At 67.6% G+C, this 26155-nt stretch carries 26 protein-coding genes; 9 read left to right on the top strand and 17 right to left on the bottom strand.

Features of this window, described 5'->3' with window-relative positions:
- Positions 1-122 precede the first annotated feature (122 nt).
- The 3 genes from AncyloWKF20_RS07190 to AncyloWKF20_RS07180 all read left to right on the top strand — a co-directional run bounded on the left by AncyloWKF20_RS07190 (position 123) and on the right by AncyloWKF20_RS07180 (position 3397).
- Complete coding sequence (locus AncyloWKF20_RS07190; protein ID WP_279317904.1) at positions 123-1304, top strand: lytic murein transglycosylase; 1182 nt, start codon at positions 123-125, stop codon at positions 1302-1304.
- Between the two features lie 216 nt (positions 1305-1520).
- Positions 1521-2138 (top strand): 30S ribosomal protein S4, encoded by a 618-nt coding sequence (gene rpsD, locus AncyloWKF20_RS07185; protein ID WP_279317192.1) that lies wholly within the window; start codon positions 1521-1523, stop codon positions 2136-2138.
- 305 nt (positions 2139-2443) lie between these two features.
- Positions 2444-3397 (top strand): LysR substrate-binding domain-containing protein, encoded by a 954-nt coding sequence (locus AncyloWKF20_RS07180; protein WP_279317191.1) that lies wholly within the window; start codon positions 2444-2446, stop codon positions 3395-3397.
- Between the two features lie 66 nt (positions 3398-3463).
- On the opposite strand, the gene grxD is transcribed toward AncyloWKF20_RS07180, so the two are convergent.
- From grxD to purC, 6 genes are all read right to left on the bottom strand, one after another.
- The gene (gene grxD, locus AncyloWKF20_RS07175) at positions 3464-3802 is read right to left on the bottom strand and encodes a Grx4 family monothiol glutaredoxin (RefSeq protein ID WP_267582078.1); all 339 of its coding nucleotides are present in this window, start codon (positions 3800-3802) and stop codon (positions 3464-3466) included.
- 75 nt (positions 3803-3877) lie between these two features.
- Entirely contained in the window at positions 3878-4111 is a 234-nt protein-coding gene (locus AncyloWKF20_RS07170) for a BolA family transcriptional regulator (RefSeq protein WP_267582079.1), read from the bottom strand.
- A 13-nt stretch (positions 4112-4124) separates the two neighbouring features.
- Positions 4125-6335 carry a phosphoribosylformylglycinamidine synthase subunit PurL gene (gene purL, locus AncyloWKF20_RS07165; RefSeq protein ID WP_279317190.1) on the bottom strand — a complete coding sequence of 737 codons (2211 nt, stop codon included), beginning with the start codon at positions 6333-6335 and terminating at the stop codon, positions 4125-4127.
- Positions 6336-6390: 55 nt separating this feature from the next.
- Positions 6391-7089 carry a phosphoribosylformylglycinamidine synthase subunit PurQ gene (gene purQ, locus AncyloWKF20_RS07160; RefSeq protein ID WP_279317189.1) on the bottom strand — a complete coding sequence of 233 codons (699 nt, stop codon included), beginning with the start codon at positions 7087-7089 and terminating at the stop codon, positions 6391-6393.
- A 4-nt stretch (positions 7090-7093) separates the two neighbouring features.
- Positions 7094-7336 (bottom strand): phosphoribosylformylglycinamidine synthase subunit PurS, encoded by a 243-nt coding sequence (gene purS, locus AncyloWKF20_RS07155; RefSeq protein WP_279317188.1) that lies wholly within the window; start codon positions 7334-7336, stop codon positions 7094-7096.
- A 137-nt stretch (positions 7337-7473) separates the two neighbouring features.
- Positions 7474-8280, bottom strand: a complete 807-nt coding sequence (purC, locus tag AncyloWKF20_RS07150) for a phosphoribosylaminoimidazolesuccinocarboxamide synthase (protein ID WP_279317187.1) — start codon at positions 8278-8280, stop codon at positions 7474-7476.
- A gap of 316 nt (positions 8281-8596) precedes the next feature.
- Between purC and AncyloWKF20_RS07145 the strand changes: the two genes are divergently transcribed.
- From AncyloWKF20_RS07145 to AncyloWKF20_RS07135, 3 genes are all read left to right on the top strand, one after another.
- The gene (locus tag AncyloWKF20_RS07145; RefSeq protein ID WP_279317186.1) at positions 8597-8920 is read left to right on the top strand and encodes a DUF1476 domain-containing protein; all 324 of its coding nucleotides are present in this window, start codon (positions 8597-8599) and stop codon (positions 8918-8920) included.
- 175 nt (positions 8921-9095) lie between these two features.
- Complete coding sequence (locus AncyloWKF20_RS07140; protein WP_279317185.1) at positions 9096-11654, top strand: SH3 domain-containing protein; 2559 nt, start codon at positions 9096-9098, stop codon at positions 11652-11654.
- A gap of 131 nt (positions 11655-11785) precedes the next feature.
- Positions 11786-12352, top strand: coding sequence for an SH3 domain-containing protein (locus AncyloWKF20_RS07135; protein WP_279317184.1), 567 nt, complete (start codon positions 11786-11788; stop codon positions 12350-12352).
- Positions 12353-12420: 68 nt separating this feature from the next.
- On the opposite strand, the gene purB is transcribed toward AncyloWKF20_RS07135, so the two are convergent.
- A complete protein-coding gene (purB, locus tag AncyloWKF20_RS07130) occupies positions 12421-13728 on the bottom strand; it encodes an adenylosuccinate lyase (protein ID WP_279317183.1) in 1308 nt (435 codons plus the stop codon).
- A gap of 96 nt (positions 13729-13824) precedes the next feature.
- Positions 13825-14511: a ribulose-phosphate 3-epimerase gene (gene rpe, locus AncyloWKF20_RS07125; RefSeq protein ID WP_279317182.1), complete on the bottom strand. Its 687-nt coding sequence runs from the start codon at positions 14509-14511 to the stop codon at positions 13825-13827.
- Between the two features lie 171 nt (positions 14512-14682).
- On the opposite strand from rpe, the gene AncyloWKF20_RS07120 reads away from it, so the two are divergent.
- Complete coding sequence (locus AncyloWKF20_RS07120) at positions 14683-15051, top strand: hypothetical protein (protein ID WP_279317181.1); 369 nt, start codon at positions 14683-14685, stop codon at positions 15049-15051.
- 105 nt (positions 15052-15156) lie between these two features.
- Here the strand turns inward: AncyloWKF20_RS07120 and AncyloWKF20_RS07115 are convergent, their stop codons facing one another.
- On the bottom strand, positions 15157-16161 hold the full coding sequence (locus tag AncyloWKF20_RS07115; RefSeq protein ID WP_279317180.1) for a P1 family peptidase: 1005 nt from the start codon (positions 16159-16161) through the stop codon (positions 15157-15159).
- Between the two features lie 113 nt (positions 16162-16274).
- On the opposite strand from AncyloWKF20_RS07115, the gene AncyloWKF20_RS07110 reads away from it, so the two are divergent.
- Positions 16275-17006, top strand: coding sequence for a cytochrome c biogenesis protein CcdA (locus tag AncyloWKF20_RS07110; protein WP_279317179.1), 732 nt, complete (start codon positions 16275-16277; stop codon positions 17004-17006).
- Positions 17007-17089: 83 nt separating this feature from the next.
- Here the strand turns inward: AncyloWKF20_RS07110 and AncyloWKF20_RS07105 are convergent, their stop codons facing one another.
- From AncyloWKF20_RS07105 to AncyloWKF20_RS07080, 6 genes are all read right to left on the bottom strand, one after another.
- The gene (locus tag AncyloWKF20_RS07105) at positions 17090-18190 is read right to left on the bottom strand and encodes a branched-chain amino acid ABC transporter substrate-binding protein (protein ID WP_279317178.1); all 1101 of its coding nucleotides are present in this window, start codon (positions 18188-18190) and stop codon (positions 17090-17092) included.
- A gap of 129 nt (positions 18191-18319) precedes the next feature.
- A complete protein-coding gene (locus tag AncyloWKF20_RS07100; RefSeq protein ID WP_279317903.1) occupies positions 18320-18694 on the bottom strand; it encodes a DUF6867 family protein in 375 nt (124 codons plus the stop codon).
- Positions 18695-18797: 103 nt separating this feature from the next.
- Positions 18798-19511 carry an ABC transporter ATP-binding protein gene (locus AncyloWKF20_RS07095; protein ID WP_279317902.1) on the bottom strand — a complete coding sequence of 238 codons (714 nt, stop codon included), beginning with the start codon at positions 19509-19511 and terminating at the stop codon, positions 18798-18800.
- Positions 19512-19576: 65 nt separating this feature from the next.
- A complete protein-coding gene (locus AncyloWKF20_RS07090; RefSeq protein WP_279317177.1) occupies positions 19577-20542 on the bottom strand; it encodes an ABC transporter ATP-binding protein in 966 nt (321 codons plus the stop codon).
- Positions 20542-21975, bottom strand: a complete 1434-nt coding sequence (livM, locus tag AncyloWKF20_RS07085) for a high-affinity branched-chain amino acid ABC transporter permease LivM (RefSeq protein WP_279317176.1) — start codon at positions 21973-21975, stop codon at positions 20542-20544. Before livM ends, AncyloWKF20_RS07090 begins: the two co-directional genes overlap by 1 nt.
- Positions 21976-21986: 11 nt before the next feature.
- On the bottom strand, positions 21987-22904 hold the full coding sequence (locus tag AncyloWKF20_RS07080; RefSeq protein ID WP_267582097.1) for a branched-chain amino acid ABC transporter permease LivH: 918 nt from the start codon (positions 22902-22904) through the stop codon (positions 21987-21989).
- A gap of 434 nt (positions 22905-23338) precedes the next feature.
- Between AncyloWKF20_RS07080 and AncyloWKF20_RS07075 the strand changes: the two genes are divergently transcribed.
- The gene (locus AncyloWKF20_RS07075; RefSeq protein ID WP_279317901.1) at positions 23339-23788 is read left to right on the top strand and encodes a flavin reductase; all 450 of its coding nucleotides are present in this window, start codon (positions 23339-23341) and stop codon (positions 23786-23788) included.
- Positions 23789-23791: 3 nt separating this feature from the next.
- Here the strand turns inward: AncyloWKF20_RS07075 and AncyloWKF20_RS07070 are convergent, their stop codons facing one another.
- Together AncyloWKF20_RS07070 and AncyloWKF20_RS07065 are read right to left on the bottom strand one after the other, a co-directional pair.
- A complete protein-coding gene (locus AncyloWKF20_RS07070) occupies positions 23792-24979 on the bottom strand; it encodes an NAD(P)/FAD-dependent oxidoreductase (protein WP_279317175.1) in 1188 nt (395 codons plus the stop codon).
- Positions 24976-26073 carry a lysine-2,3-aminomutase-like protein gene (locus tag AncyloWKF20_RS07065; protein WP_279317174.1) on the bottom strand — a complete coding sequence of 366 codons (1098 nt, stop codon included), beginning with the start codon at positions 26071-26073 and terminating at the stop codon, positions 24976-24978. The genes AncyloWKF20_RS07070 and AncyloWKF20_RS07065 overlap by 4 nt, the downstream gene beginning before the upstream one ends.
- Positions 26074-26155 lie beyond the last annotated feature (82 nt).

Raw genomic sequence — 26155 nt, 5'->3', positions numbered from 1 at the left:
CCGTGACCTGTTTGCGCGTGCCGCCGGCGACCAAGCCCTGCGATCTTGAGGCGCCGAGAGGTTTTAGCCGCCGCCGCCTTCTCCTTGCCGGCGCAGCGCTGGCCAGCGCGGGGGCGCTGGGCATGGCACCGGGCGCCATCCTGCCCGCGCGGGCGCAGCAGGCGGACAAGCCGTTTGATGTCTGGGTTGCCGAATTCCGCGCCCGGGCGCGGGCGCGCGGCATATCCGACGCAGTCTATGACAAGGTCACGCGCGGGCTGGAGCCGGACACCTCGGTCTATGCCAAGGACAGCGGCCAGCCGGAATTCCGCGAGCAGCTCTGGCAGTATCTCAACCGCCGTATCTCCGAATGGCGGCTCAATACCGGCCGCGCGGCGGCGCAGAAGAACGCCGCGCTGATGAAGCGCCTGCAGGGCGATTTCGGCGTCGAGCCGGATGTGCTGCTCGGCCTCTGGGGTATGGAGAGCGCCTTCGGCGAACTGGTGCTCGACCCCGATCATATGCGCCCTGTTTTCCCCTCGCTGGCCGCGCTCGCCTGGGGCGAGCCGCGCCGGCGCAAATACTGGGAAACGGAATTCCTGAATGCCTGCGCCATCGTCCAGCGCGGCTGGGCGCAGCCGGATGAGATGCAGGGCTCCTGGGCCGGCGCCATGGGGCATACGCAGTGGATGCCCGAGGTCTGGCTCAATCTCGGCGTCGATTATGACGGGAATGGCGCGCCCTCGCCCTATTCGGTGCCGGACGCGCTGGCGGGCTCCTCGCGCTATCTGATCCAGCGCGGCAACTACCAGCGCGGCCTGCCCTGGGGGGTCGAGGTGCGGATGGACGGCGTCCCCGAAAATCTGGCGGACAACAAGACACGCCGTAGCGTCGCCGACTGGGCCAAGGCCGGCGTGACGCCGGCAGGGGGCGGGCGCTTCGACCTGCCAAAGGCGACCGCGCGGCTCTGGGCCCCCGTAGGACCGGAGGGGCCGTGCTTCCTGCTGACGCAGAATTTCTATGCCGTGCGCAGCTACAACCCCTCGATGAACTATGCCCTCGCCGTCTGCCATCTCGGCGACCGGGTGCTGGGCGGCGCGCCCTTCATCACGCCCTTCCCGGGCGGCGAGCGCGCGCTCACGCTGGCGGAGATCCAGGAGGTTCAGCGGCGACTCACCCGCGCCGGCTTCGACACGGGCGGGGCGGATGGACGCGTCGGCAACATGACCATGCGCGCGGTGGCCGATTTCCAGCGCAAGATGGGGGTGGATCCCGACGGCTATGCCAGCCTCGAGGTGCTGGCGGCGTTGCGCAAGGGCCGGTGAGGCTGGGGCCGAAGCCTGCCAGAGCGCCCGCGCCCTTGACCTTCCGCCCTTTTGCGACTATCCACCCGCTCACGCACGGGGTCGGCAACGGCCCCGTGCAACGTTTCACGCACCCGTGGACCTGACCGGCGCGTTCGGACAGGGCCTGTCACTTCCCGCAAGGGAGGAGAGGAGGGGGCGCGATCCAAACCGCAACCTTGCGAAGAGGACCAGCGCATGAGCAAGCGCGTTTCGGCCAAGCACAAGCTTGACCGCCGTATGGGCGAGAACATCTGGGGCCGCCCGAAGAGCCCCATCAATAAGCGTGAATACGGCCCGGGCCAGCACGGCCAGCGCCGCAAGGGCAAGCTTTCCGACTTCGGCGTGCAGCTGCGCGCCAAGCAGAAGCTGAAGGGCTACTACGCCTCGATCGGCGAGAAGCAGTTCCACGCGATCTATGTTGAAGCCTCGCGCCTCAAGGGCGACACCGGCGCCAACCTGATCGGCCTGCTGGAGCGCCGTCTCGACGCGGTCGTCTACCGCGCCAAGTTCGTTCCGACCGTCTTCGCCGCCCGCCAGTTCGTGAGCCACGGCCACGTCAAGGTGAACGGCCAGCGCGTCAACATTCCTAGCTACAAGGTCAAGGTCGGCGACGTGATCGAGGTCAAGGAAGCCTCGAAGCAGCTCGCCCTCGTGATCGAGGCCGCGGCTTCCGGCGAGCGCGACGTTCCCGATTATCTGGAAGTCGACGCTCACAAGCTGACCGCCAAGTTCACGCGCGTGCCCGAGCTCAACGAGGTGCCCTATCCGGTCGTGATGGAGCCGAACCTCGTGGTCGAGTACTATTCGCGCTGATCCCAACGGATCGCGAGAGACGAGAAAGCCGCCCCTCGGGGCGGCTTTTTTGTTGGGGTGCCTTTAGCGGACAACGCCCAACCTCGCTAATACCGGCCGGATCGACACCCGTTCGACGGGCCTCTCGGGAAGTGGCGGCGCCGGTTCCGTAGCCGATCGGGTGCGGGCTTCGCGACACGAGCTGGCAGTGGCCCGGTGCCGGTCGGCCGGACGATGCGCCGGATGCTGAAATGTCGCGAGAGCGACTGTCTCGGTCAATATATCGAGCAAATTCATGAGCATGGCGGCATCTCCTCGGCCGCCATGTGACCTTTGTTGCCACGCCTCGACAAACGAGCATATCATCGTCGTCGCATGACTTGAGGTTATGGATGAAACGGGGCCGGCTTCCGCTTACCGCGCTGCGCAGCTTCGAGGTGGCCGCGCGGCATCGCAGCTTCACCCAGGCGGCGGCCGAACTCTTCATCTCGCAGGCGGCGATCAGCCGGCAGGTGCGCGACCTGGAGGCGTTGATCGGCCGCCCCCTCTTCGAGCGGCATCATCGCGCGGTAACGCTGACGGCAGCGGGCGAGGAGCTGCGGTTGCTGCTCACCACATCCTTCGACAGCATCGGTGACTGCCTCGACCGCCTGCGCCAGACCGAGGAACAGCCGGCATTAATCATCAGCTGCGAGCCATCCTTTGCCTCGTGCTGGCTGATGCCCAATCTCGCCGACTTTCAGCGGCGTCACCCCGGCATTGATCTCGATATCGATACGGATCGTCGGTTCTACGAATTTCGTGGGCGTGATCCAGCGATCGCCATTCGCCATAGCGAGACGCAGAGCCGATGGCCGCGGGTGGAGAGCCGCCCGCTCTTCACGACGCGGCTGACGCCCGTGCTCTCGCCGTCGCTGCTGCCGGATGGCGATCCATTGTTGCGACCGGAACAGTTGCTGGCCTATCCGCTGGTGCATGAGGAGCGGCGCGATGTATGGGGGCAGTGGTTCGCCGCCGCCGGCATTGCCGCGCCGGCCACGGCGCAGCGCGGGCTGGTCTATGCGGAAGGTGGCCTCACCTTGCAGGCGGCGCTGCGCGGGCAGGGCGTGGCGCTTACCGATGAGCGGCTGGCGTCCGATGCTCTCGCCCGGGGCGAGCTGATACGCCCCTTTCCGCTTTCCATTCCCTTCGGCGCCTACTGGCTGGTCGCCCGCCGCTTCGCCACGCTGCCACCCTCCGGCGAGAGCTTTCTCGCCTGGGTCGAAAGGCATTTTCGCTGATCGCCCTTTGCAAATGAAACGGGGCGCCCGTGGCGCCCCGCATTGCCGTCTATGTCGCGCAAGCGCTCAGGCAGTGGCGCGGCCAGCGACCACGACGCCCTTTTCTTCCAGCAGCGTCTGCAGCTCGCCTGCCTGGTACATCTCGCGGACGATGTCGCAGCCGCCGACGAACTCACCCTTCACGAAGACCTGCGGGATGGTCGGCCAGTTCGTGTACTCCTTGATCCCGTTGCGGATCTCGTCGGAGTCGAGAACGTTGATGCCCTTGTAGTCGACGCCCAGCAGGTTGAAGACGTGCGCCACCTGGCCGGAGAAGCCACACATGGGGAATTGCGGCGTGCCCTTCATGAAGACGACGACGTCGTTGCTCTTCACCTGGCTGTCGATGAAATCATGGATGCTCATGGCATTGCCCTTCTGGCGATCCCTGGCGGGAAAGTGGTGGAGCGGCGCGGGCCGCGTTCAGCGACGTCGCCGCGTTCAGTCCGGCACATTGGTCTGGAGCGCGAGGGCGTGCAAGATGCCACCCATCTGCCCCTTGAGCGCCGCATAGACCATCTGGTGCTGCTGCACGCGGCTCTTGCCGCGGAAGCTCTCCGAGATGACGGTTGCGGCATAGTGATTGCCGTCGCCGGCGAGATCACGAATCTCCACCGAGGCGTCCGGTACCCCCTCACGGATCAGCCGTTCAATCTCGGCCGCTTCCATCGCCATGGATGATGCTCCCTCACACCATGCCCGCGCCCATATAGATGGGCAGCCAGGCCTCATGCCGCTCGCGCAGCGCGTCGACTACAATTGGGCGCTCGCCCGGAATATTCAATCGGTCGCCGGCGGTCGCGCCGATCTTTGCGAGGGTGACGCCGGCCACCTCGGCCTCACGCAGGACCTGCGCCTTCTCGCCGCTGGCGACGGTGATGACGTAGCGCGCCTGATCCTCGCCGAACCAGTAGGCGTGCGGATTGATGCCCTCGGGCGCGAGGAGGTTCGCGCCGATGCCGGAGGCCATGGCCATCTCGGCGACCGCCACCAGCAGGCCGCCATCGGACACGTCATGCACGGCGGTAACGAGGCCGGCCTGGATGAGGGCGCGCACGAAATCGCCGTTCTTGCGCTCAAGCTCCAGATCGACCGGCGGCGGGGCGCCGTCCTCGCGGTCGAGAATCTCGGAGAGGAAGGCCGACTGGCCGAGCCAGCCCGTGGTGGCGCCGACCACGAAGATGAGCTCGCCGCTCGCCTTGAAGGCCAGCGTCGCCATGGTGTCGATGTCGTCGAGCACGCCGACGCCGCCAATGGTCGGGGTTGGCAGGATGCCGCGGCCGTTGGTCTCGTTGTAGAGGCTGACATTGCCGGACACGACGGGGAAGTCGAGCGCCAGCGCCGCCGCGCCGATGCCGCGCAGGCAGCCGACGAGCTGGCCCATGATCTCCGGCTTCTCGGGGTTGCCGAAATTCAGATTGTCGGTGATGGCGAGCGGACGGGCGCCGACAGCGGTGATGTTGCGCCAGGCTTCCGCCACCGCCTGCTTGCCGCCCTCGAATGGGTCGGCCTCGCAATAGCGCGGGGTGACGTCGCAGCTCATGGCGAGCGCCTTCGGGCCGTTCTCGACACGCACCACGGCCGCATCGCCGCCGGGGCGCTGGGCGGTGTTGTTGAGGATCAGGTAGTCGTACTGCTCCCAGATCCAGCGTTTGGAGGCGAAGTCCGGCGAGCCGATCAGGCGCTCCAGCGCGCCCGGAATGGTCGCGGAGATTTCCAGCGCGGCGGGGTCGATCGGCGGCTGCTTGGGCGTCTCGATCCACGGCCGGTCATAGAGCGGGGCCTCGTCGCCCAGTTCCTTGATCGGCAGGTCGGCCTTGACCTCGCCCTTGTGCTTGACGACGAAGCGCAGATTGTCGGTGGTGTGGCCGACAATGGCGAAGTCGAGCCCCCATTTGCGGAAGATCGCCTCGGCCTGCTCTTCCTTGCCCGGCGCGATGACCATGAGCATGCGCTCCTGGCTCTCGGAGAGCATCATCTCATAGGCGCTCATGCCGGCCTCGCGGCAGGGCACGTTGTCGAGCTCCAGCTCGATGCCGAGATCGCCCTTGGCGCCCATCTCGACGGCCGAGCAGGTGAGGCCGGCCGCGCCCATGTCCTGAATCGCGACCACGCAGCCGGCCTCCATGATCTCGAGGCAGGCTTCCAGCAGCAGCTTTTCGGCGAAGGGGTCGCCAACCTGCACGGTCGGGCGCTTTTCCTCGGCGCCCTCGCCGAACTCGGCGGAGGCCATGGTTGCGCCGTGGATGCCGTCGCGGCCGGTCTTGGAGCCGAGATAGACCACGGGCAGGCCGACGCCGGTCGCCTTGGCGTAGAAGATCTTGTCCGCATCCGCGAGGCCGACCGCCATGGCGTTCACCAGCGGGTTGCCGTCATAGCGGGTGTGGAAGCCGACAAGGCCGCCGACCGTCGGCACGCCGAAGGAGTTGCCATAGGAGCCGATGCCACCGACGACGCCGGCCACCAGATGGCGGGTGCGCGGGTGCTTGGGATCGCCGAAGCGCAGGGCGTTGAGCGCCGCGATCGGCCGGGCGCCCATGGTGAACACGTCGCGCAGAATGCCGCCCACGCCCGTCGCCGCGCCCTGGTGAGGCTCGATATAGGAGGGGTGGTTGTGGCTCTCCATCTTGAACACGGCGGCCTGGCCGTCGCCAATGTCGATGACGCCGGCATTCTCGCCCGGCCCTTGAATGACCCACGGCGCCTTGGTCGGCAGGCCCTTCAGATGCAGGCGCGAGGACTTGTACGAGCAGTGCTCGTTCCACATGGCCGAGAAGATGCCGAGCTCGGTGAAGGTCGGCTCGCGGCCGATCAGCTTCAGGATGCGCTCATATTCGTCGGGCTTGAGGCCATGGTCGGCGACGAGCTCGGGGGTGATCTTCGGTTCGGAGGAGGTCATGCGGGCCGTCTTACGTTTGCGGGGCGAGGCGGGGCGGGCCGGCGAGGGGAGACCCTCAGGCCCTCTCCAGCGCTCCGGCGAGGCTCTCGAACAGGGCGCGGCCATCGGTCGGGCCGATGGCGGGATCGACGTGGTTTTCCGGGTGCGGCATCAGGCCGAGCACGTTCAGCTTCTCGGAGACGATGCCGGCGATCGAGTTGGCGGCGCCGTTGAGCACCTGCGTGTCGTCGCGCGTGCCGCTGGCGGTGACATAGCGGAACAGCACGCGGCCCTCGCCCTCGAGCCGCTTCAACGTCTCGGCATCGGCGGTGTAGTTGCCTTCGCCATGGGCGACGGGGAAGCGCACGATGGCGCCCTTGGCATAGCGCCGGGTGAAGGGCGTGTCGTTGCGCTCGACCTTCAGCAGCGCCTCGCGGCAGATGAAGCGCAGGCGGGAGTTGCGGACCAGCACGCCCGGCAGCAGGCCGCTCTCGCACAGGATCTGGAAGCCGTTGCAAATGCCGAGCACCAGCCCGCCGCGGGCGGCATGCTCGCGCACCGCGTTCATGATGGCAGCGCGGCCGGCGATGGCGCCGCAGCGCAGATAATCGCCATAGGAGAAGCCGCCGGGCAGCACCACGAGATCGGTGCCCGCCGGAAGTTCGGTCTCCGCGTGCCAGACCATGGCGGGCTTGCTGCCGGAGACGGCGGCAAGAGCCTTCGCGGCATCGCCCTCGCGATTGGAGCCGGGGAAAACGAGAACGGCTGATTTCATCGCGTCAGCTCACGAACTCGATGCGGTAGGTTTCGATGACGGTGTTGGCGAGCAGCTTCTCGCAGGCTTCCTTGAGCGTCGCCTCAGCCTTGGCCTGGTCGGCGCCGTCCAGTTCGACATCGAAGACCTTGCCCTGGCGGACGCTGGCGATGCCGGGCACGCCGAGCGAGCGCAGCGCGCCTTCGATGGCCTTGCCCTGCGGATCGAGCACGGCGGATTTCAGGGTGACGAGAACGCGCGCCTTCATGGGACCACTCGTGGAAACTTGCGGGTGAAAAACACAGACGGGGGCAACCGGGCCCCCGCCTATCATCAGCCTGCACCGGGCTCAATGCCCGATCCGGTATAGGAGACCACCGAAAGCCGCAGCTCCCGGCGGGCCCGTCACTCTTCAGGTTCGGACTTGACCAGAACCGGCCCACCCGTGCTGCGCTCGTTCTCGGACATGATGCCGAGGCGGCGCGCCACTTCCGAATAGGCCTCGACGAGGCCGCCCATGTCGCGGCGGAAACGATCCTTGTCGAGCTTGTCGTTCGACTTGATGTCCCACAGACGGCAGGAATCCGGGCTGATCTCGTCGGCGACGACGATCCGCATCATGTCGCCTTCCCAGAGACGGCCGCATTCCATCTTGAAGTCGACAAGGCGGATGCCGACGCCGAGGAACAGGCCCGACAGGAAATCATTCACGCGGATGGCCAGCGCGATGATGTCGTCGATTTCCTGGGTGGTCGCCCAGCCGAACGCCGTGATGTGCTCTTCCGACACCATCGGGTCGTTGAGCGCGTCGTTCTTGTAGTAGAATTCGATGATCGACCGGGGAAGCTGCGTGCCTTCCTCGATGCCGAGGCGGGTCGACAGCGAACCGGCGGCGACGTTGCGCACCACCACTTCAAGCGGGATGATCTCGACCTCGCGGATGAGCTGCTCGCGCATGTTCAGCCGCTTGATGAAATGGGTCGGGACACCGATCTCGTTCAGCTTCAGGAAGATGTATTCCGAGATACGGTTGTTCAGCACGCCTTTGCCGTCGATGACGTCGTGCTTCTTGTTGTTGAAGGCAGTGGCGTCATCCTTGAAGTGCTGGATCAGCGTGCCTGGCTCAGGGCCCTCATAGAGGACCTTCGCCTTACCTTCATAAATGCGGCGGCGGCGGCTCATGGGTGGGTACCGTCGGTTGAGGAAGTCCATTAGGGTGCCGGGGCTCCGGTTCCGGGTTCACGGCTGGGGCGCCGCACGTTTACGCGATCTGTCGCGCCCTGGCGATCTCGATATCGCCGACGATTCGTTTCGCTCCGGCTCCGGCGCCCACGCGCGGACACTAGCCGATCGCCGGTGCGGATACAAACAGGACCGCGTGCATGTCTGGCGTGTCTCCACCGCACGGGACATGTCGGGGCCCCGAGCGGCAGATTGCCGTAGGGGGCGGTGGATGGCCGCGATGGCGTTGATTTGGGTGCGGGCACGCGATAATCAAGCCGCAACTTACAGACATAGGGGCCATCGCATGAGCACGTTCGATAACCGCGAAGATGCGTTCGAGGCGAAGTTCGCCCATGACGAGACCCTGAAGTTCAAGGCCCATGCCCGCCGCAACAAGGCGCTCGGCCTGTGGGTCGCCGAGAAGCTCGGCCTCGCCGGCGCCGATGCCGACGCCTATGCCCGCACCCTCATCGAGGCCGACCTGCAGGAAGCCGGCGACGAGGATGTGTACCGCAAGGTCAAGGCCGACCTCGACGCCAAGGGCCTCGACGTGTCCGAGCATCGCATTCGCCGCACCATGGAAGAGCTGCTGGCCGAGGCGATCACCCAGCTCAAGACCGAAGGCTGACGCGTCCGGGCCGGAAGGCGCGAGGCTGCCGGCACCACCGATTCGCGCGGTCGCCCGGCTGGTTGCACCTTGGCAACCATCTTTTCGGCATTTGATTGCGACAGGCGGCGATTGCGGTCATCCGTGAGGATGGCCGCGATCGTCCGTTCGGGAAGGTCGTGGCATGGGAGGCCCCATGCGGTTCACGACGTCCGTTCTGTTCGCTTCCGGCTTTCTGATGGCCGGCACGCTGGCGGCCGCAGCATGGCCCGCCACGACGCGCAGCACCGCCAATGTGCGCGGGGGGCCGGGCACCAGCTATGGTCTTCTCGGCACGCTGCCGGCCGGCACGCCCGTCGAGGTGGTCGGCTGCTCCGGCGCCTGGTGCCAGACCCCTTATGGCTATGTGAGCGCGAATTTGCTGGCGCAGGCGCCTGGCGCTGCCGCCGCCAGCCCGGCATTTTCCGGCACTGCCGCCGCCTCCGGCAATTTCATTCCCGCGCCCCCGCCGATCCAGGGCGCCGCAGCGCTGGGTTATGCGCCGGCGGGCGCGGCGGCGAGCTATCAGCCCCCGGTCGCCGCCGCTGGCACGGGACTTATCGCGGGCGTGCCGTCCGATCATCCCGGCGATGATCTCACCATGTCCGGCGTGCGCACCACCATGGGCACGACCAATGTGCGCTCGGGCCCCGGCACCGAGTATGAAGTGGTCAAGACGCTGCCGGATTCGACCAGCGTTCAGGTGATCCGCTGCGCCGATAGCTGGTGCCAGACGGATGAGGGCTATATCAGCATCTATCTGCTCTCGCGCGGGCCGGTGCAGCAGGTGCTGAACGCCGCCGCCCAGCCGCGCGTGCCGGGCTCGCAAGCCCGCGACTCGCTGAGCTACGGCTCCACGGCCGTGTCGGGTGCCAGTGGGCTCGGTGCCTATGGCGGCATCGGTGCGGCTGGCGCTGCATCCGCAGGCAATGCGATGGTGACGGCGAGCGCCAATGTGCGCTCCGGGCCGGGGACGCGCTACAATTCGCTCGGCACGCTGCCGGCGGGCGCGCCGGTGAATGTGGTGTCCTGCGCCGGGGCGTGGTGCCAGACGCAATATGGCTATGTCAGCGCCCGGCTGATCGGGCAGGGCGCCGCCGCATCTGCCGTTTATGGAGCGCCTGCCCTTGCGGGCGGCGCCTCGCCCACCTATCGCGCGCCGGCTGCGTTGCAGGGCGCCGCGGCGCTCGGCTATGCGCCGGCGGGCGCGGCGGCGAGCTATCAGCCCCCGGTCGCCGCCGCTGGCACGGGACTTATCGCGGGCGTGCCGTCCGATCATCCCGGCGATGATCTCACCATGTCCGGCGTGCGCACCACCATGGGCACGACCAATGTGCGCTCGGGCCCCGGCACCGAGTATGAAGTGGTCAAGACGCTGCCGGATTCGACCAGCGTTCAGGTGATCCGCTGCGCCGATAGCTGGTGCCAGACGGATGAGGGCTATATCAGCATCTATCTGCTCTCGCGCGGGCCGGTGCAGCAGGTGCTGAACGCCGCCGCCCAGCCGCGCGTGCCGGGCTCGCAAGCCCGCGACTCGCTGAGCTACGGCTCCACGGCCGTGTCGGGTGCCAGTGGGCTCGGTGCCTATGGCGGCTTCGGTGCGGCTGGCGCTGCATCCGCAGGCAATGCGGTGGTGACGGCGAGCGCCAATGTGCGCTCCGGGCCGGGGACGCGCTATGACCTGCTGGGGACGCTGCCGGCCGGGTCGCCCGTCAATGTCGTGTCCTGCGCCGGGGCATGGTGCCAGACGCAATATGGCTATGTCAGCGCCCGGCTGATCGGGCAGGGCGCGCCGGCCGCGTTGTCTCTGCAGCCGATGAGCGCCGCGCCGGTGGCGGCGACGCCGGGCCGCGCCTATGCGCCGAACGTGATTCCCGACCTCTCCGCATCGCCGGCCGGGGCGACGGTCACGACGGGTGGGGCGACTTCCACGGCCATCACCACGGCTTCAGTCAAGCTGCGCACCGGGCCGGGTACAAATTATGACAGCGTCGGCACGTTGCCGGCCGGCACCTCTGTCGAGCTGCGCGGCTGTTCGGGCAGCTGGTGCGAGACGGTGGACGGCTATGTGAGTGCCCGCCACCTCTCGACCGGCGCGGCCGAGCCCGCTCGCGTCGTCGTGCGTCGGGCCCCGGCCCGCGGTCCGGCGACACAGATGGCTTCTTCCTATGCCGCCTACGGTGGCCCGGCCGTGCCCGTTGGGTATGAGGCGACGGCGCCCTATGCCGGCCCGGTCTATCCCGGCATTGCCGTGACCGCGCCCTATGCGCCGGGCGCCGCGCTGCTGGCCGGCCTCGCCGCGCCTTTTGTCGGGCTCGCCGCCGCGGTCGACGCGGCGGATGGCGGCTATGGTTGGGGCGGTTATGGCACCGCGCCCTTCGGCTATGGCTGGGGCACGGTGTGGCGGGCGAGCTGGGGGCCGGGCTATTGGGGACCGGGCCTCTATGGCCGCAATGGCGCCAGCTACTGGGGGGCGCGCACCAGCTACTGGGGCGGACGGACCAGTTACGCCAACATGCATCCGGGCTATCCGAACATCGCCCGCTTCGGCGACCGCTATGGCGACACCTATTGGTCGCGGCGCGGGGAAGGGCGGCTGCCGCAACGCGCCAGCTTCTATGGCGGGATGGGGCCGTTCTGGCAGGGCCCCTATGCGGAAGGCCCGTCCTATAATGGCCGGCCGGTCATGTGGCGGCCCGGTGCCGCGATCTGGTGACGTAACTGTGATCGGGCGAACGTTTACGTAGAGCAACCAATTTCGCCCCATTCGATTGCTATCGCACAGTGTTGCGGCCGCTGCGTCAGCGGGGAGGCGTCCAAGCGTCTGCCGCGGTGAGGAGAGCCCGAATGCATTTCGCAAAATCTCTGATGGTTGCCGCCGGCCTGCTGATGGCCGGCACGGTTGCTGCGTCGGCCCGACCGGCCGTGGCGACGACCGATCTGAATATCCGCAGCGGCCCCGGCACGCGTTACGCGGTGATCGGTTCGCTGCCGGCCGGCACGCAGGTCAATACCGGCGGCTGCGCCGGGAGCTGGTGCCGTGTCGGCGGCGGCTTCGTCAGCGCGAGCTATCTCGCCTTTGGCGGCCGCGCACCTGCCCGCGTGGTCGTGCAGCCCAATTACTACGCCAATGATGTCGCTCTCGGCGTCGGCGCCTTCGCGCTCGGCGCGGCGGTCGGCTCCGCCTGGGGCGGTCCAGGCTATGGTCCCTATTGGGGGCCAGGGCCCGGCTATTGGGGCGGGCCGCGTTATTATGGCTATGGCCCGCGCTATTACGGCCCGCGCCGCGGCTATTGGGGCGGTGGCCCCGGCTGGCGCGGTCGAGGCCCGGTCTATTACCGTGGTGGCGTTTCCGGCTGGCGCGGTGGTGGGGCGGACTGGCGCGGACGTGGGCGCGGTCCGGTCTTCCGCTAGATCAAGCGAGCCTGAAATGACAAAGGCGCGCCGGTGGCGCGCCTTTTTTATGATCGGCCCTGCTGTGCTCAGGCGCGGCCGAACACCCGGGTGAAGATCGTATCGACATGCTTGAGGTGGTAGCCGAGGTCGAACTTCTCGGCGATCTCCTCCGGCGTCAGGTACTGGCGCACTTCCTCATCATTCGTGAGCAGCGTCTGGAAGTCGCCCTCGCCGCGCCAGACCGGCATGGCGTTGCGCTGCACGAGGCGATAGGCGTCCTCGCGGCTCGCGCCCTTCTGCGTCAGCGCCAGCAGCACGCGCTGGGAATGCACAAGACCGCCGAGGCGGTCGAGATTGCGCTGCATGTTCTCCGGATAGACCACGAGCTTTTCGATGACGCCGGCAAGGCGGTTCAGTGCGAAATCGAGCGTCACCGTCGCGTCGGGGCCGATGCCGCGCTCGACCGAGGAGTGCGAGATGTCGCGCTCATGCCAGAGGGCGACATTCTCCAGCGCCGGCGTGACCATGCCGCGCACGAGGCGGGCAAGGCCGGTGACGTTCTCGGTCAGCACCGGGTTGCGCTTGTGCGGCATGGCCGAGGAGCCCTTCTGGCCTGCCGAGAAGAACTCCTCGGCCTCCAGCACCTCGGTGCGCTGCAGATGGCGGATCTCGATGGCGACGCGCTCCATTGAGGAGGCGACGACCCCGAGCGCGGCGAAATAGGCGGCGTGGCGGTCGCGGGGTATGACCTGCGTCGACACCGGCTCGACCTTCAGGCCCAGCTTGGCAGCGACATACTCTTCCACGCGCGGGTCGATCTGCGCGAAGGTGCCCACCGCGCCGGAAATGGCGCAGGTGGCGACTTCCTCGCGCGCCGCGACCAGGCGGGCGCGGTTGCGCTGGAATTCGGCATGGGCCTGGGCGAGCTTCAGCCCGAAGGTGGTCGGCTCGGCGTGGATGCCGTGCGAGCGGCCGATGGTCGGGGTGAGCTTGTGTTCGAAGGCGCGGGCCTCCAGCGCCGCGAGAAGTCGGTCGACATCCTTGATGAGAATGTCGGCGGCGCGCACCAGCTGCACCGAGAGGCAGGTGTCCAGCACGTCCGACGAGGTCATGCCCTGATGGACGAAGCGCGCCTCCGGCCCGACGATCTCGGCGAGATGGGTGAGGAAGGCGATGACGTCATGCTTGGTGACCGCCTCGATCTCGTCGATGCGCTCGACGTCGAAGGTGGCTTCCTTCGCCATCTCCCAGATCTTCGCCGCGGCCTCCTTCGGCACCACGCCGAGCTCAGCCAGCGCATCGGTCGCGTGCGCCTCGATCTCGAACCAGATGCGGAAGCGGGTCTGCGGCTCCCAGATGGCAGCCATTTCGGGGCGGGTATAGCGCGGGATCACGGGCGGGCTCTTTCGGCAAGCGGTGGATGCCCGCGCATTAGCAGATAGGCGGGGGCGCGACAAATCCCGCCGCCGGGACGCTGCCCTGCGGCCGCGTCAGACGAGCGTGCCCCGCGCCCGTTCCGCCGCTTCGCGGATCGCGGCGATGTTGCCGGCATAGGCGGCCGCGCCGCCCTTGAAGGTGGCGGAGCCGGCGACCAGCGCATTGGCGCCGGCGGCGATGCAGGCGGCGGCGGTCTCGGGCGTCACGCCGCCATCGATCTCGATGTCGATCGGCCGATCAGCGATCATCGCCTTGATCTGGCGCACCTTGTCCATCACCGGGGCGATGAAGGCCTGCCCGCCGAAGCCGGGATTCACCGTCATCACGATGACGAGGTCGATGATATCGAGCACATGCTCGATGGCGCTGGCTGGGGTCGCCGGGTTGATGGCGACGCCGGCCTTCTTGCCGAGGGCGCGGATGGCCTGCAGCGAGCGGTGGAGATGCGGGCCAGCTTCCGCATGGACCGAGATGTGGTCCGCGCCCGCCTTGGCGAAGGCTTCGAGATACGGATCGGCCGGTGCGATCATCAGATGCACGTCGAAGGGCTTGGCCGAGAGCGGGCGCAGCGCCTTCACCACGTCTGGCCCGAAGGAGATGTTGGGCACGAAATGCCCGTCCATGATGTCGATATGGATCCAGTCCGCGCCGGCGGCGTCCACCGCCTTGAGTTCCTCCCCAAAGCGCGCGAAGTCACTGGCGAGAATGGACGGGGCGATGATGAGCGGGCGGTGGGTCATGGGCAGGGCTCTCCGTTGCGCGCCCGTACCATGGCGGGCCGGGGCACGGCAAGAAAGCGCTGGACGACCCAGCGTCAACACCGGATGCGCTTACCGAAGGAGAGCGGTAATCTCCGAATCGGGGACGACATCATCCGGGTGTTGCTGACGGCACCCGCCGAGGAGACAGGCATGAAGACGATTGGGTATGTGGCGACAGGGGCGGCCGTGGCCCTGATGGGGATGCTGGCGGCCATGCCCGAGGCGCAAGCCTGGCGCGCCGGGGCCTGCGGGTGGCGCGGCTGCGTCGGTGTCGCCAATCCCGGCCATTATTACGGGGCGGGCCGCTATTATGGGCCGGTGCCGCGCGGGGGCGGCGTGGTGGTGGTCAATCCGCGTCCCTACTGGCCGCCGGGTGGCGCGGTGGCGGCCGGCGCGGCGCTCGGCTTCCTCACCGGGGTCGCGGCGGCAAACCTTGCCGGCCCGCCGCCCCAGCCGAACTATTGCTGGTACTACACCAACCCCCAGCGCACGACCGGCTTCTGGGAGCCGTGCCCCTGAGGGGGACGACGGGTCCCATCCTCTCCATCACGGCCGGGGCCCTCAGCCTCGGCCGTTGTCTTTCCGGGCAGCGTCGAGACCGAGCGGGCGCAAGGCACGGTCGGCCTAGCGCCACCGTTCCTGCCATGTGGGGATCGTGCCGGCTTGCGGCAACGCGGTGGCCTCATAGACGGCCCGGGCGCAGGCGCGGGCGACCGTCTGGACCACCGCCGCGCCGATGAGCGCGAGATCGAACACCGGATCGGCCAGCGGCGTGCGGCCGGTGGCGGCGGCGAAGATGGTGTCGCCGTCGAGCGGGGTGTGCACGGGCCAGATGGCATGGGCGTAGCCATCATGCGCCATCACGGCGAGACGCTTGCACTGAGCCTTGGTGAGCACCGCATCCGTCGCCACCACGGCGATCGTCGTGTTGGCGATGCCGGCCTCCGCGCCCTCCGGCAGGCCCTTCAGGCGCGGCCGCGCGGGGAGGGGGGGCAGGGGGCTGGGAAAGCCGTGGCCACCGAACTCACCGTCCCGCTCGAAGGGCGCGGCCCAGAAATGCGGGGCATTGGGGAAATTGGTCGCCCCGCAGGCATTCACCGCCACCAGCGCGCCGACCCTGTGGCCGCTTGCCGCGATCATCGAGGCCGAACCCAGCCCGCCCTTCAGATCGACCGTCGTGGCGCCGGTGCCCGCGCCGACCGTGCCGAGCGGGAAATCGAGCCCGGCGGCATTGGCGGCGGCGTAGCCGAGATCGCGATAGGGCGGAAAGCGGCCCCAGTTCTTGTCGCCGCCATTCAGAAGATCGAACAGCACGGCGCCGGGCACGATGGGTACCAGGGCACTGCCGACGGCAAAGCCGATGCCGCGCTCGGCCAGCGCCGCCATCACCCCGGCGCCGGCGTCGAGCCCGAAGGCGGAGCCGCCCGAAAGGGCAAGGGCGTGGATGGCGCCCACGGTCTCGTCCGGTGCCAGAAGATCGGTCTCGCGCGTGCCGGGCCCGCCGCCGCGTACATCGACCGAGGCGACGGTCGGTTCGTCGAAGATGACGGCGGTGACGCCCGAGGCGAGGGCGAGGTCGGTGGCGTTGCCGACGCGTAGGCCGGGAACGTCGGTGATCAGGTTGCGCATCGGGCGGGCACCAGCAGCATCACATCACGGGGAGAGGCCAAGCGGCCACATTGCATAAGCTCAAGCGGGCGTGCATTGGAAGGTCCAACAGTCCGGTAAAGGTTGCGCAGTTCATGGCCGACGTCACCCTCCCGGCGGCCTTTGCCGCGGGCATTGCCAGCTTCGTGTCGCCCTGCGTGCTGCCTCTGGTACCGCCCTATCTGTGCTATCTCGCCGGCACCAGCCTCGACCAGATCACCCACAAGGCGCCGACCGACGCCGCCGCGCGCCGCACGCTCGGTGCGGCGCTTCTATTCGTGGCGGGTTTCTCGACTGTCTTCGTGGCGCTGGGCGCGGGCGCTTCGGTGGCCGGCGGCTATCTGCGCATGTATTCGCAGGAGCTCAGCATTGTAGCCGGCGTCGCCATCCTGCTGATGGGGCTGCACTTCCTCGGCGTGCTGCGCTTCGGCTGGCTGACGCGCACGCGCCGCGTGCATGTCGATGCGCCTTCCACACTCGCCGGCGCCTATGTGATGGGCCTCGCCTTCGCCTTTGGCTGGACGCCCTGCATCGGGCCGGTGCTTGCGGCGATCCTCGCCGTGGCGGCGAGCGAGCAGACGCTGACGCGCGGGGCGGGGCTACTGGCCGTCTATTCCGCTGGCCTCGGCGTGCCCTTTCTGCTGGTCGCCGCTATGGCGCGCCCGGCGCTCGGCCTGCTCGTTCATGCCCGGCGCTATCTGCCTATGGTCGAGAAGGTGATGGGGGGCCTTCTGGTGCTCACCGGCATCGGCTTCCTCTCCGGCTGGATGGCGACGATGAGCTTCTGGCTGCTGGAGACGTTTCCGGCGCTCTCCCGCTTCGGCTGAGGCGCAAAGAAAAACCCGCCGGCGCTAACCGGCGGGTTCTTCGTCAGGTGTAAGCGGCGCCGCGCGAGCGGCCCGATGCGCGATCAGAGCTCGGTGTAGCCGCCGTCCTTCCAGACATAGACGACGTAGTCGAGGTTGGTGCGGTCACCCTTCTTGTCGAAGGTCAGCTTGCCGAGCACCGTGTTGAAAGCCGCGCCCGAGTGGATGTACTCGGCGACCTTCTTGGTATCGAGCGACTTGGTCGCTTCGACGGCCTGCTGGATCACCTGGCCAGCGGCGTAGGAGTAGAGAACATAACCCTCGGGGTCGATGTTCTTCTTCTTGAACTCCTCGACGACCTTGACGGCGGCCGGGCTCTTGCGCGGATCCGGGCCGAAGGTCATGAGGGTGCCAGCGGCGCCCGGACCGGCGATGGTCCAGAACTCCTTGTCGGTGATGCCGTCGCCGGAGAACAGGACGGTGTTCTGGCCCTGGTCGCGCAGCTGGCGCACCAGCAGGCCGGCTTCGGTGTGCAGACCGCCGTAGTAGAGAATGTCGACGTTCGCGGCCTTCAGCTTGGAAACGAGAGCGGAATAGTCCTTCTCGCCCGGGTTGATGCCTTCATAGACGACTTCGGTCACGCCACCGGCGTTGAGCGCCTTCTTGGTCTCGTCGGCCAGACCCTTACCGTAGGGGGTCTTGTCGTGGACGATGGCGATCTTCTTGCCCTTCAGGTTCTGAAGGATGTAGGCGGCGGCAACGGCGCCCTGCTGGTCGTCACGACCGCAGGTGCGGAACACGTTGGTGAGGCCGCGCTCGGTCAGCTTCGGGTTAGTCGAGGCCGGGGAGATGGCGATCACGCCGGCTTCGGCATACTGCTCGGAGGCCGGGATCGACACGCCCGAGTTGAAGTGGCCGATCACGAACTTCACGCCGTCGGCGATGAACTTGTTGGCCACCGAGACGCCCTGCTCGGGCTTGGAGGCGTCGTCGCCCACCACGATCTCGACCTTCTGGCCGAGGAGACCGCCGGCGGCGTTGACGTCCGCCGCCCACTGCTCGGCGCCGTTCTTGAGCTGGGCGCCGAAGGTGGCGTTCGGGCCGGTGATCGGACCGCCGACGCCGACCTTTACCTGCGCCGAGGCCGGCACGGCCAGCGCCGCCATGGCGCCGAGCGCAATGCCCGCAAACAGAAGCTTCTTCATGAACTTCTCTCCTGATTCTGAAAGGGTAGTCTTCGCAGCCTGCACGGCCAGGTAGCTGTCACCCCTGACCGCTATCATGCTCTTTTCCGCACCCCTGTCGATGAGGAAGCGAAACATGGTGAAGGCCGCTCAGCTCCGCTCGCCGGACGCCTCGCGGGAGGCGCCCTCGAGCCAGCCAAACGGCCCCGACTGACGGTAGATCCAGCCATAGCGCGTCGCCATCTGGCTTGCCCGCTCGGAGCGGAAGCCGAGGGTGGCGAGCGCCACCAGGAAGGCCGTATCCGTCAGGAAATAGTGCAGGGACAGGAGCGTCCCCTGGAACAGCGCGAAGTGGAAGAAGCGCACCACGCAGCCGAGCAGGAGCGCGTAGACCACCGCCTGGCGGTACACCCGCCAGGTGCGGGCGATGGAGCGGCCGGTGAACCAGGCCGCACCGCCGCCGAGGAACACGGTGACGAGCAGGAAATCGCCGCGCGACACCTCGATGACCGAGGATGGCGTGATGACCGATGCCACCAGAATGGCGATGACGACGAGGGCGGGCACGACCACCGCGAGGCTGGTCGTCGGGCCCTGGGAGATGAGCGTGCCGCTGGTCTGTGCCATGTCAGTGCTTCCCACCTTCGAGATAGGCCGCCCGTACCTCGGGGCGCTCCAGCAGTTCACGGCCAGGGCCGGACATGGTGACGAGGCCGTTCACCAGCACATAGCCGCGATGGGCGAGCTTCAGCGCATGGAACGCGTTCTGCTCGACCAAGAACACGGTGAGACCTTCGGTGCGGTTCAGTTCGCGGATCGCGTCGAAGATCTGCTTGACGATCAGCGGCGCGAGGCCGAGCGAGGGCTCGTCCAGCATCAAGAGGCGCGGGCGGCTCATCAGGGCGCGGCCGATGGCGAGCATCTGCTGCTCGCCGCCCGACAGCGTGCCGCCACGCTGGTTGATGCGCTCCTTGAGGCGCGGGAATAGCACGAAGACCTTCTCGAGATCCTGCTCGAAATGGGCGAAGCCGTCGACCGAGGCACCCATCTGCAGGTTTTCGAACACGGTCATGCGCGGAAAGATGCGGCGGCCTTCCGGCGATTGCGCGATCTTGAGCTGCGCGATCTCGTGGGTCGGCATCTTGGTGATGTCGCGGCCTTCATAGACGATCTGCCCCTCACGGGCGCGCGGCTGGCCGAAGATGGTCATCATCAGCGTCGACTTGCCGGCGCCGTTGGAGCCGATCAGGGTGACGATCTCGCCCTTGTGGACGTCCACATCGACGCCCTTCAGCGCCATGATGTTCCCGTAGAAGGTCTTTACGCCGCGCACGGCCAGCATGGGTTCGGCGTCGCTCGGGGCGAGCGGCGCGCCGGCGCTGTGGGGCACGGTGGTCACTGTGTCGCTCACGAGTTGGCTCCCGTGGAATGGCCGCCGGCGTCGATGCCGATTTCGGCCTCGACCTCCTCCACCGCGTCCTCGTCGACGCCGAGATAGGCGGCGATGACGCGCGGATCGTTCTTCACCGCGTCGGGCGTGCCGTCCGAGATCTTGGTGCCGTAGTCGAGCACGACCACGTGGTCGGAGATCTCCATGACGACGCTCATGTCGTGCTCGATCAGCAGGATCGAGGTGCCATGTTCGGCGCGGATGGAGCGCAGCAGATTGTTGAGTTCAAGGCTCTCGCGCGGGTTGAGGCCCGCCGCCGGCTCGTCGAGGCACAGAAGGATCGGCTCCGAGCACATGGCGCGGGCGATCTCCAGCCGGCGCTGGGCGCCATAGGGCAGGTCGCCCGCCGGGTCGTCCGCCCGCTCGGTGAGGCCCACCTTGTCGAGCCAGTACTTGGCCTTCTCGGTGGCGGCGCGCTGCGCGCTGTTCCAGCCGGGCAGGCCGAACAGCCCCTTCAGCGAATAGCCGGAGGCGACCATCAGCGCGTTGTGCTGGGCCACCATCAAATTCTCCAGCACGGTCATGCCGGTGAACAGGCGGATGTTCTGGAAGGTGCGCGCCACCTTCGCCTCGCCGGAGACCCGGTAGTCGGGCATCCGCTCCAGCAGGAAGACGGCGGAATCGGTGCCGACCAGCGAGCGTTCGCCGATCAGCGTGACCTTGGCGACTTCCTCCGGCGTCGGCGTCCGACGATGGCCGAGCACGAGCCGGCCCTCGCTCGGCTTGTAGAAGCCGGTGATGCAGTTGAACACCGTGGTCTTGCCGGCGCCGTTCGGGCCGATCAGCGCGGTGATCTGGCCGCGGCCGACCTTGAAGCTGAGGTCGTTGACGGCCACAAGGCCGCCAAAGCGCATGAACAGGTGTTCGACGGAGAGGATGGTATCGGCTTCCCAGACGGGAATGCCGGTGTCGAGGGGTGCCATCAGCCGTGCCCCTCCTTGACGAGATCGCCGGACACCGCCTTGCGCTCCTTCAGGAAGATGGTGGGATCGCGGGTGGAGACGAGGCCGCGGGGCTTCCAGACCATGATCGTGACCATGGCGAAGCCGAACAGCAGCATGCGGTAGAGGCTCGGGTCGAACTCGTTGCCGAAGATCTGGGTGAGGAAGCCAAGATTGCGCAGCATCTCCATGCCGCCCATCATCACCGCCGCCGCCACCGCGACGCCGATCTGCGAGCCCATGCCGCCGAGCACCACAATGGCGAGGATCATCGCCGAGATGTCGAAGGTAAAGCTCTCCGGGGAGACGAAGCCGGCACGCACCGCGAAGAAGCAGCCGGCAAAGCCGCCGAACATGGCGCCGGTGGCGAAGGCCGAGAGCTTCACATTGGTGGTGTTGATGCCGAGCGAACGACAGGCGATCTCATCCTCGCGCAGCGCTTCCCACGCCCGCCCGACCGGCAGCTTGCGCAGCCGCACCGTCACGAAGGCGGTGAGCAGAGCGAGGGCGAGAATGACGAAATAGAGGAAGATGATGCGGTGCATCGGGCTGAATTCGAGCCCGAAGCGCGCCGCGAACCCATCCTCGCCCGCGGTGAAGGGAATGCCGAAGAAGGTCGCCCGCGGGATCGAGGCGATGCCTGCGCCGCCGCCGGTGAAGTCCACCCAGTTGATGAGCACGAGGCGGATGATCTCGCCGAAGGCCAGCGTAACGATGGCGAGGTAGTCGCCGCGCAGGCGCAGAACCGGAAAGCCGAGGATCATGCCCCAGACGCCGGCAAACAGGCCCGCCATGGGCAGGCAGATCCAGAAGGCCCAGCTCGCCCAGAAGGTCTCGCCGAACAGACCGGCGAAGAAATCATTGATCGGCGCCGAGGTCGCCAGCAGCGCGTAGGTATAGGCACCCACCGCGTAAAAGGCGACGTAACCGAGGTCGAGCAGGCCGGCGAGGCCCACCACGATGTTCAGGCCCCAGCCCAGCATCACATAGGTGAGGATGAGGATGCCGAGGTCGATGAGATAGCGGCTCTCGCTCAGGCCGCCCATGGAGGCGGCGGCGATGAACGGGAAGAAGATCGCCAGCCCGAGCAGCGCTGGCTTGACCGCCGGTCCGACGGTCGTGCCCATGCGGTCGAACACGGTCGGGCCGGTCTTGGTCCGGGGCGGGCGGTTGGGCGACCAGATCGTCAGATTGAGGATCAGGCGGCCGACGAAGATGATGCCGACCATGACGGCCAGCGTCATTGGCCGGTATGCGAGACCGAGCGCCCCATCGATGACGATCGTCTGGAAGCCGATCAGGGGACCGAAGAGGCCGGTGGCGATGAGGCCGGTGATGAAGGCATCCTTGAGGGCGTGAGCCATCACGGACGTCTGCGCCGGGGCGGGCGCGGTGTCGGCAAGCTGGACTGCCATGGCGGCCTACCTCAGACCTTCTCGACTTCCGGCCGGCCGAGCAGGCCCTGCGGCATGAAGATGAGGGTGATGGCAAGGATCGAGAAGGCGGCGACGTCCTTGTACTCGATGGAGAAATAGGCCGACCAGAACACCTCGATCAGGCCGATCAGCAGCCCGCCCAGCACGGCGCCGGGCAGCGAGCCGATGCCGCCCAGAACCGCGGCGGTGAAGGCCTTCACGCCCGGCACGAAGCCGTCGGCAAAGTGCGCGACACCATAATACATCATGTACATGACGCCCGCGACGGCGGCGAGCGCGGCGCCGATGACGAAGGTCAGCGAGATGGTGTGGTCGACATTGATGCCGAGCAGCGCCGCCATCTTGCGGTCCTGCTCCACGGCGCGCTGGGCGCGGCCGAGCGAGGTCTTCTGCACGAGGTACCAGAAGCCCATCAGCAGCAGCGCGGTCACCGCCATGATGATGACCTGCTTCCACGCCAGCGTGACCTGGTAGTTGCCGGAGTCCATCAGCACGATCACGTCGGTCACCATCGGCGGCACCGGCTTGTTGCGCGGGCCCTGAGAGACCTGGACGAAATTGGCGAGGAAGATCGACATGCCGATGGCCGAGATCATCGGCGCGAGGCGGAACGAGCCGCGCAAGGGCCGGTAGGCCACGCGCTCGATCGCCCAGTTGGTCAGTGATGTGAAGAACATCGCCACCACCAGCACGATGGCCAGCGCCAGGAAGATCGAGGTGATGCCGAGCACCGTGGTGAGCAGCAGGAAGCAGACCAGGGCGATGAAGGTGGACACCATGAACACGTCGCCATGGGCGAAGTTCACCATGCCGATGATGCCAAAGACCATCGTGTAGCCAATGGCGATGAGCCCATAGATCGAGCCCAGCGTCAGCCCGTTGATGAGCTGCTGAATGAAGACTTCCATTTTGTTTTCCGGCTCCCCTCAGCCGATGGCGAAAGCCGCACGCATCCGGTGTGCATAATTTATAATCTTGCCCGCAACGTATGCGGGTCTTCACTCTTAGCGCGCGTCGCTCTCAGATACAATTCGATCGAAAGACGAAATGCAATCGATCGAAACGCGTGATGGAACGGTGTCTTGACACCATTTTTACCGATTTTCCTTGCGTTTCAAGGTTTTGTCGCAATTGCAACAAAGCCCCTCCTTTCGTCGGGGGCTTCATTTTTCGGTCATGTTTAGGTCCCATCCGCGCCATGCGACGGGACTTCCACCCGCAGCCTCGGCGTCTTATGCACAACTTGGCGGCGATGGCCGCGCTGGAGAGCCTCGTGGACGATAGCACCCGGTCGACGCCCACGGATGGCCATGCCGTCGATGCGGGCCTGTTTCGCGAGGCGATGAGCCGGCTGGCGGCGGCTGTCCATGTCGTCACCACGCGGGGGCCGGAGGGGCGGGCCGGCTTCACCGCAACGGCGGTCGCCTCCGTCTCAGATACCCCGCCGACGCTGCTGGTCTGCCTCAACCGGCGCAGCCTCTCGGCGCCGGCCTTCCACCATGCCGGGCGGTTCGCGGTGAACATGCTGACCGGTGCGCAGGAGGCGGTGGCGCAGAGTTTTGGCGGGCGGGGCGGGCTTTCCGGCGAGCAGCGCTTCGGTGTCGGGCACTGGCAGGAGGGTGCGCTCGGGCTTCCCTGCCTGGTCGGCGCGCTTGCCGTCTTCGAGTGCCGGCTGGTCGAGGCGCGCACCGTGGCGACGCATGACGTGCTGGTCGGCCGCGTCGAGCATGTCACGCTCGGCCCGGCGCGGGAGAGCCTCGTCTATCTCGGGCGCGAATTCCGCCGTCTCTGAGGATCAGGCGTTCTGCCCGGCGACCCAGCCGGAGGCCCAGGCCCACTGGAAGTTGTAGCCGCCGAGCCAGCCGGTGACGTCCACCACCTCGCCGATGAAATAGAGGCCGCGCATCTGGCGCGCCTCGAGCGTGCGGGAATCGAGGTCGGCCGTGTCGACGCCGCCGAGCGTCACCTCGGCCGTGCGGTAGCCCTCCGATCCGGTCGGCTTGAAGCGCCAGCCATTCACGGCGGTGTCGATCCGGCGCAGCACCTTGTCGGAGAGGTCGGCGAGGTTGCCTGCGCCCGCCTCGCGCTCGGCAATGGCCTGAGCGAGCCGTTTCGGCAGGATCTCGGCGAGGGCCGTCGCGGGCCCCTGCCGGCCATTTGTGCTGCGCGCTTCCCGCAGGCGACCGAACACATCGGTGCGGGGGGCCAGCGCCAGTTCGATCTCCTCGCCCTCGCGCCAGTAGGACGAGATCTGCAGGATGGCGGGACCTGACAGCCCGCGATGGGTGAACAGCACGGCTTCGTCGAACGCCGTCTTGCCGTGCCGGGCGCGCCCCTCCACGGCCACGCCCGAGAGGGGGGCGATGGTTTCCAGCAGGCCCGGATCGAGGGTGAGCGGCACCAGCCCCGGCCGCGTCGGCACGAGGCGCAGGCCGAACTGCGTGGCGATCTCGTAGCCGAAGCCGGTGGCGCCCATCTTCGGGATCGACTTGCCGCCGGAAGCAATGACCAGCGAGCGGCAGGCGAGCGACCCCTCGCTGGTCGCGAGGCTGAAGCCGTCGCCGTCGCGCGCCACCGAACTGACCGTGGTCGAGAGCCGTAGCGCCGCCCCGGCCTCGCGCAGCCCGTCGGTGAGCATATCGACGATCTGCCGCGCCGAGCCGTCGCAGAACAATTGGCCGAGCGTCTTCTCGTGCCAGGCGATGCCGTGCCGGTCCACCAGCCGGATGAAGTCCTCAGGCGTGTAGCGCTTCAGCGCCGAAATGGCGAAGGAAGGGTTGGCGGAAAGGTAGTTCTTCGGCGTGGTGCCTCGATTGGTGAAGTTGCAGCGCCCGCCGCCGGAAATGCGGATCTTCTCGCCCGGCGCGCGGGCATGGTCGATCACCACGACGCGGCGGCCGCGCTTGGCCGCCTCCCAGGCGCACATCATCCCCGCCGCGCCGGCGCCGATGACCACGACATCCACGCGCTCCGGCCGGGTCATCGCGGCGCTGCCCCATCCGCGGCCTCATAGGCATGAACGCCGCCGCAATAATCGGTGACGCGCCAGCCCTCTGGCGTCGGCTCGAGATAGTCCGGCCCGATCGGCACCTTGCCGTAGCCGCCGGGTATGTCGAGCACATAGGTGGGGAGGGCGAGGCCGGAGAGCCGCCCGCGCAGGGCGCGCATCAATTCCTGCCCGCGCGCGATCGGCAGGCGGAAATGCCCGGTGCCCGGCGCGAGATCGGGATGGTGCAGGTAATAGGGCTTCACCCGACATTCGACGAGGGCGCGAAACAGCGCGGCGAGCGTATCTGCCTCGTCATTCACGCCCCGGAGCAGCACGGACTGGCTGACCAGCGCGATGCCGGCATCGGCGAGCCGGGCGATGGCGGCGCGGGCCGGGGCGCCGAGTTCGCGCGCGTGATTGGCGTGAACGGCGACATAGGTGGTGAGGCCGGGATGGCGCAGCGCCTCAACCAGCGTCGCCGTCACGCGCTCCGGTGCGGCGATGGGCACGCGGGTGTGGAAGCGCACGATCTTCACATGGTCGATTGCGGCAAGCCGCGCCATCAGATCGGCAAGGCGACGCGGCGCCGCCACCAGCGGGTCGCCGCCGGTGAGCACGACCTCCCAGATCTCCGGACGCCCGGCGATATAGGCGAGGGCGCTCTCCAGCGCGGCTTCGGACAGGCTGGTCTCGGCGCCCGGCCCGACCATTTCGCGGCGGAAGCAGAAGCGGCAATAGACCGCGCAGACCCCGACCAGCTTCAGCAGCACCCGGTCGGGATAGCGGTGGACGATGCCCGGCACCGGGCTATGCGCCTCATCGCCGATCGGGTCGGTCAGTTCCTCGGCCCTGGTGTCCAGCTCCCTCGCATCCGGCACGAATTGCCGGGCGATGGGATCGGCGGGATCGTCACGGTCGATCCGGGCGATCAAGGCGGGCGTCACCGCCACGGCATAGCGCGCGGCGAGGGCGTCGAGGCCGTGATCGGCCGGGAGCAGGCCTGCATCGGCAAGTTCGGCCGGCCGGCGCAGCGTGCGCGGCAGACTGGCCACGGATGCCGCTGCGACAGGAGGGGAGGAAGCGCTCATGCGCGGCTTTGTGATCGTTTCCAGCTTTATCGGCAAGCGCGCCCATGCTGCACTGCGTGCATTATCGTCGCGGAAGGCGAGG

Origin of the sequence: Ancylobacter sp. WKF20 (genome assembly GCF_029760895.1) — a bacterium.
GTDB lineage: Bacteria > Pseudomonadota > Alphaproteobacteria > Rhizobiales > Xanthobacteraceae > Ancylobacter.
Note: the sequence above shows the minus strand (reverse complement) of the source record. Positions and strands in the feature narration are given on the sequence as shown.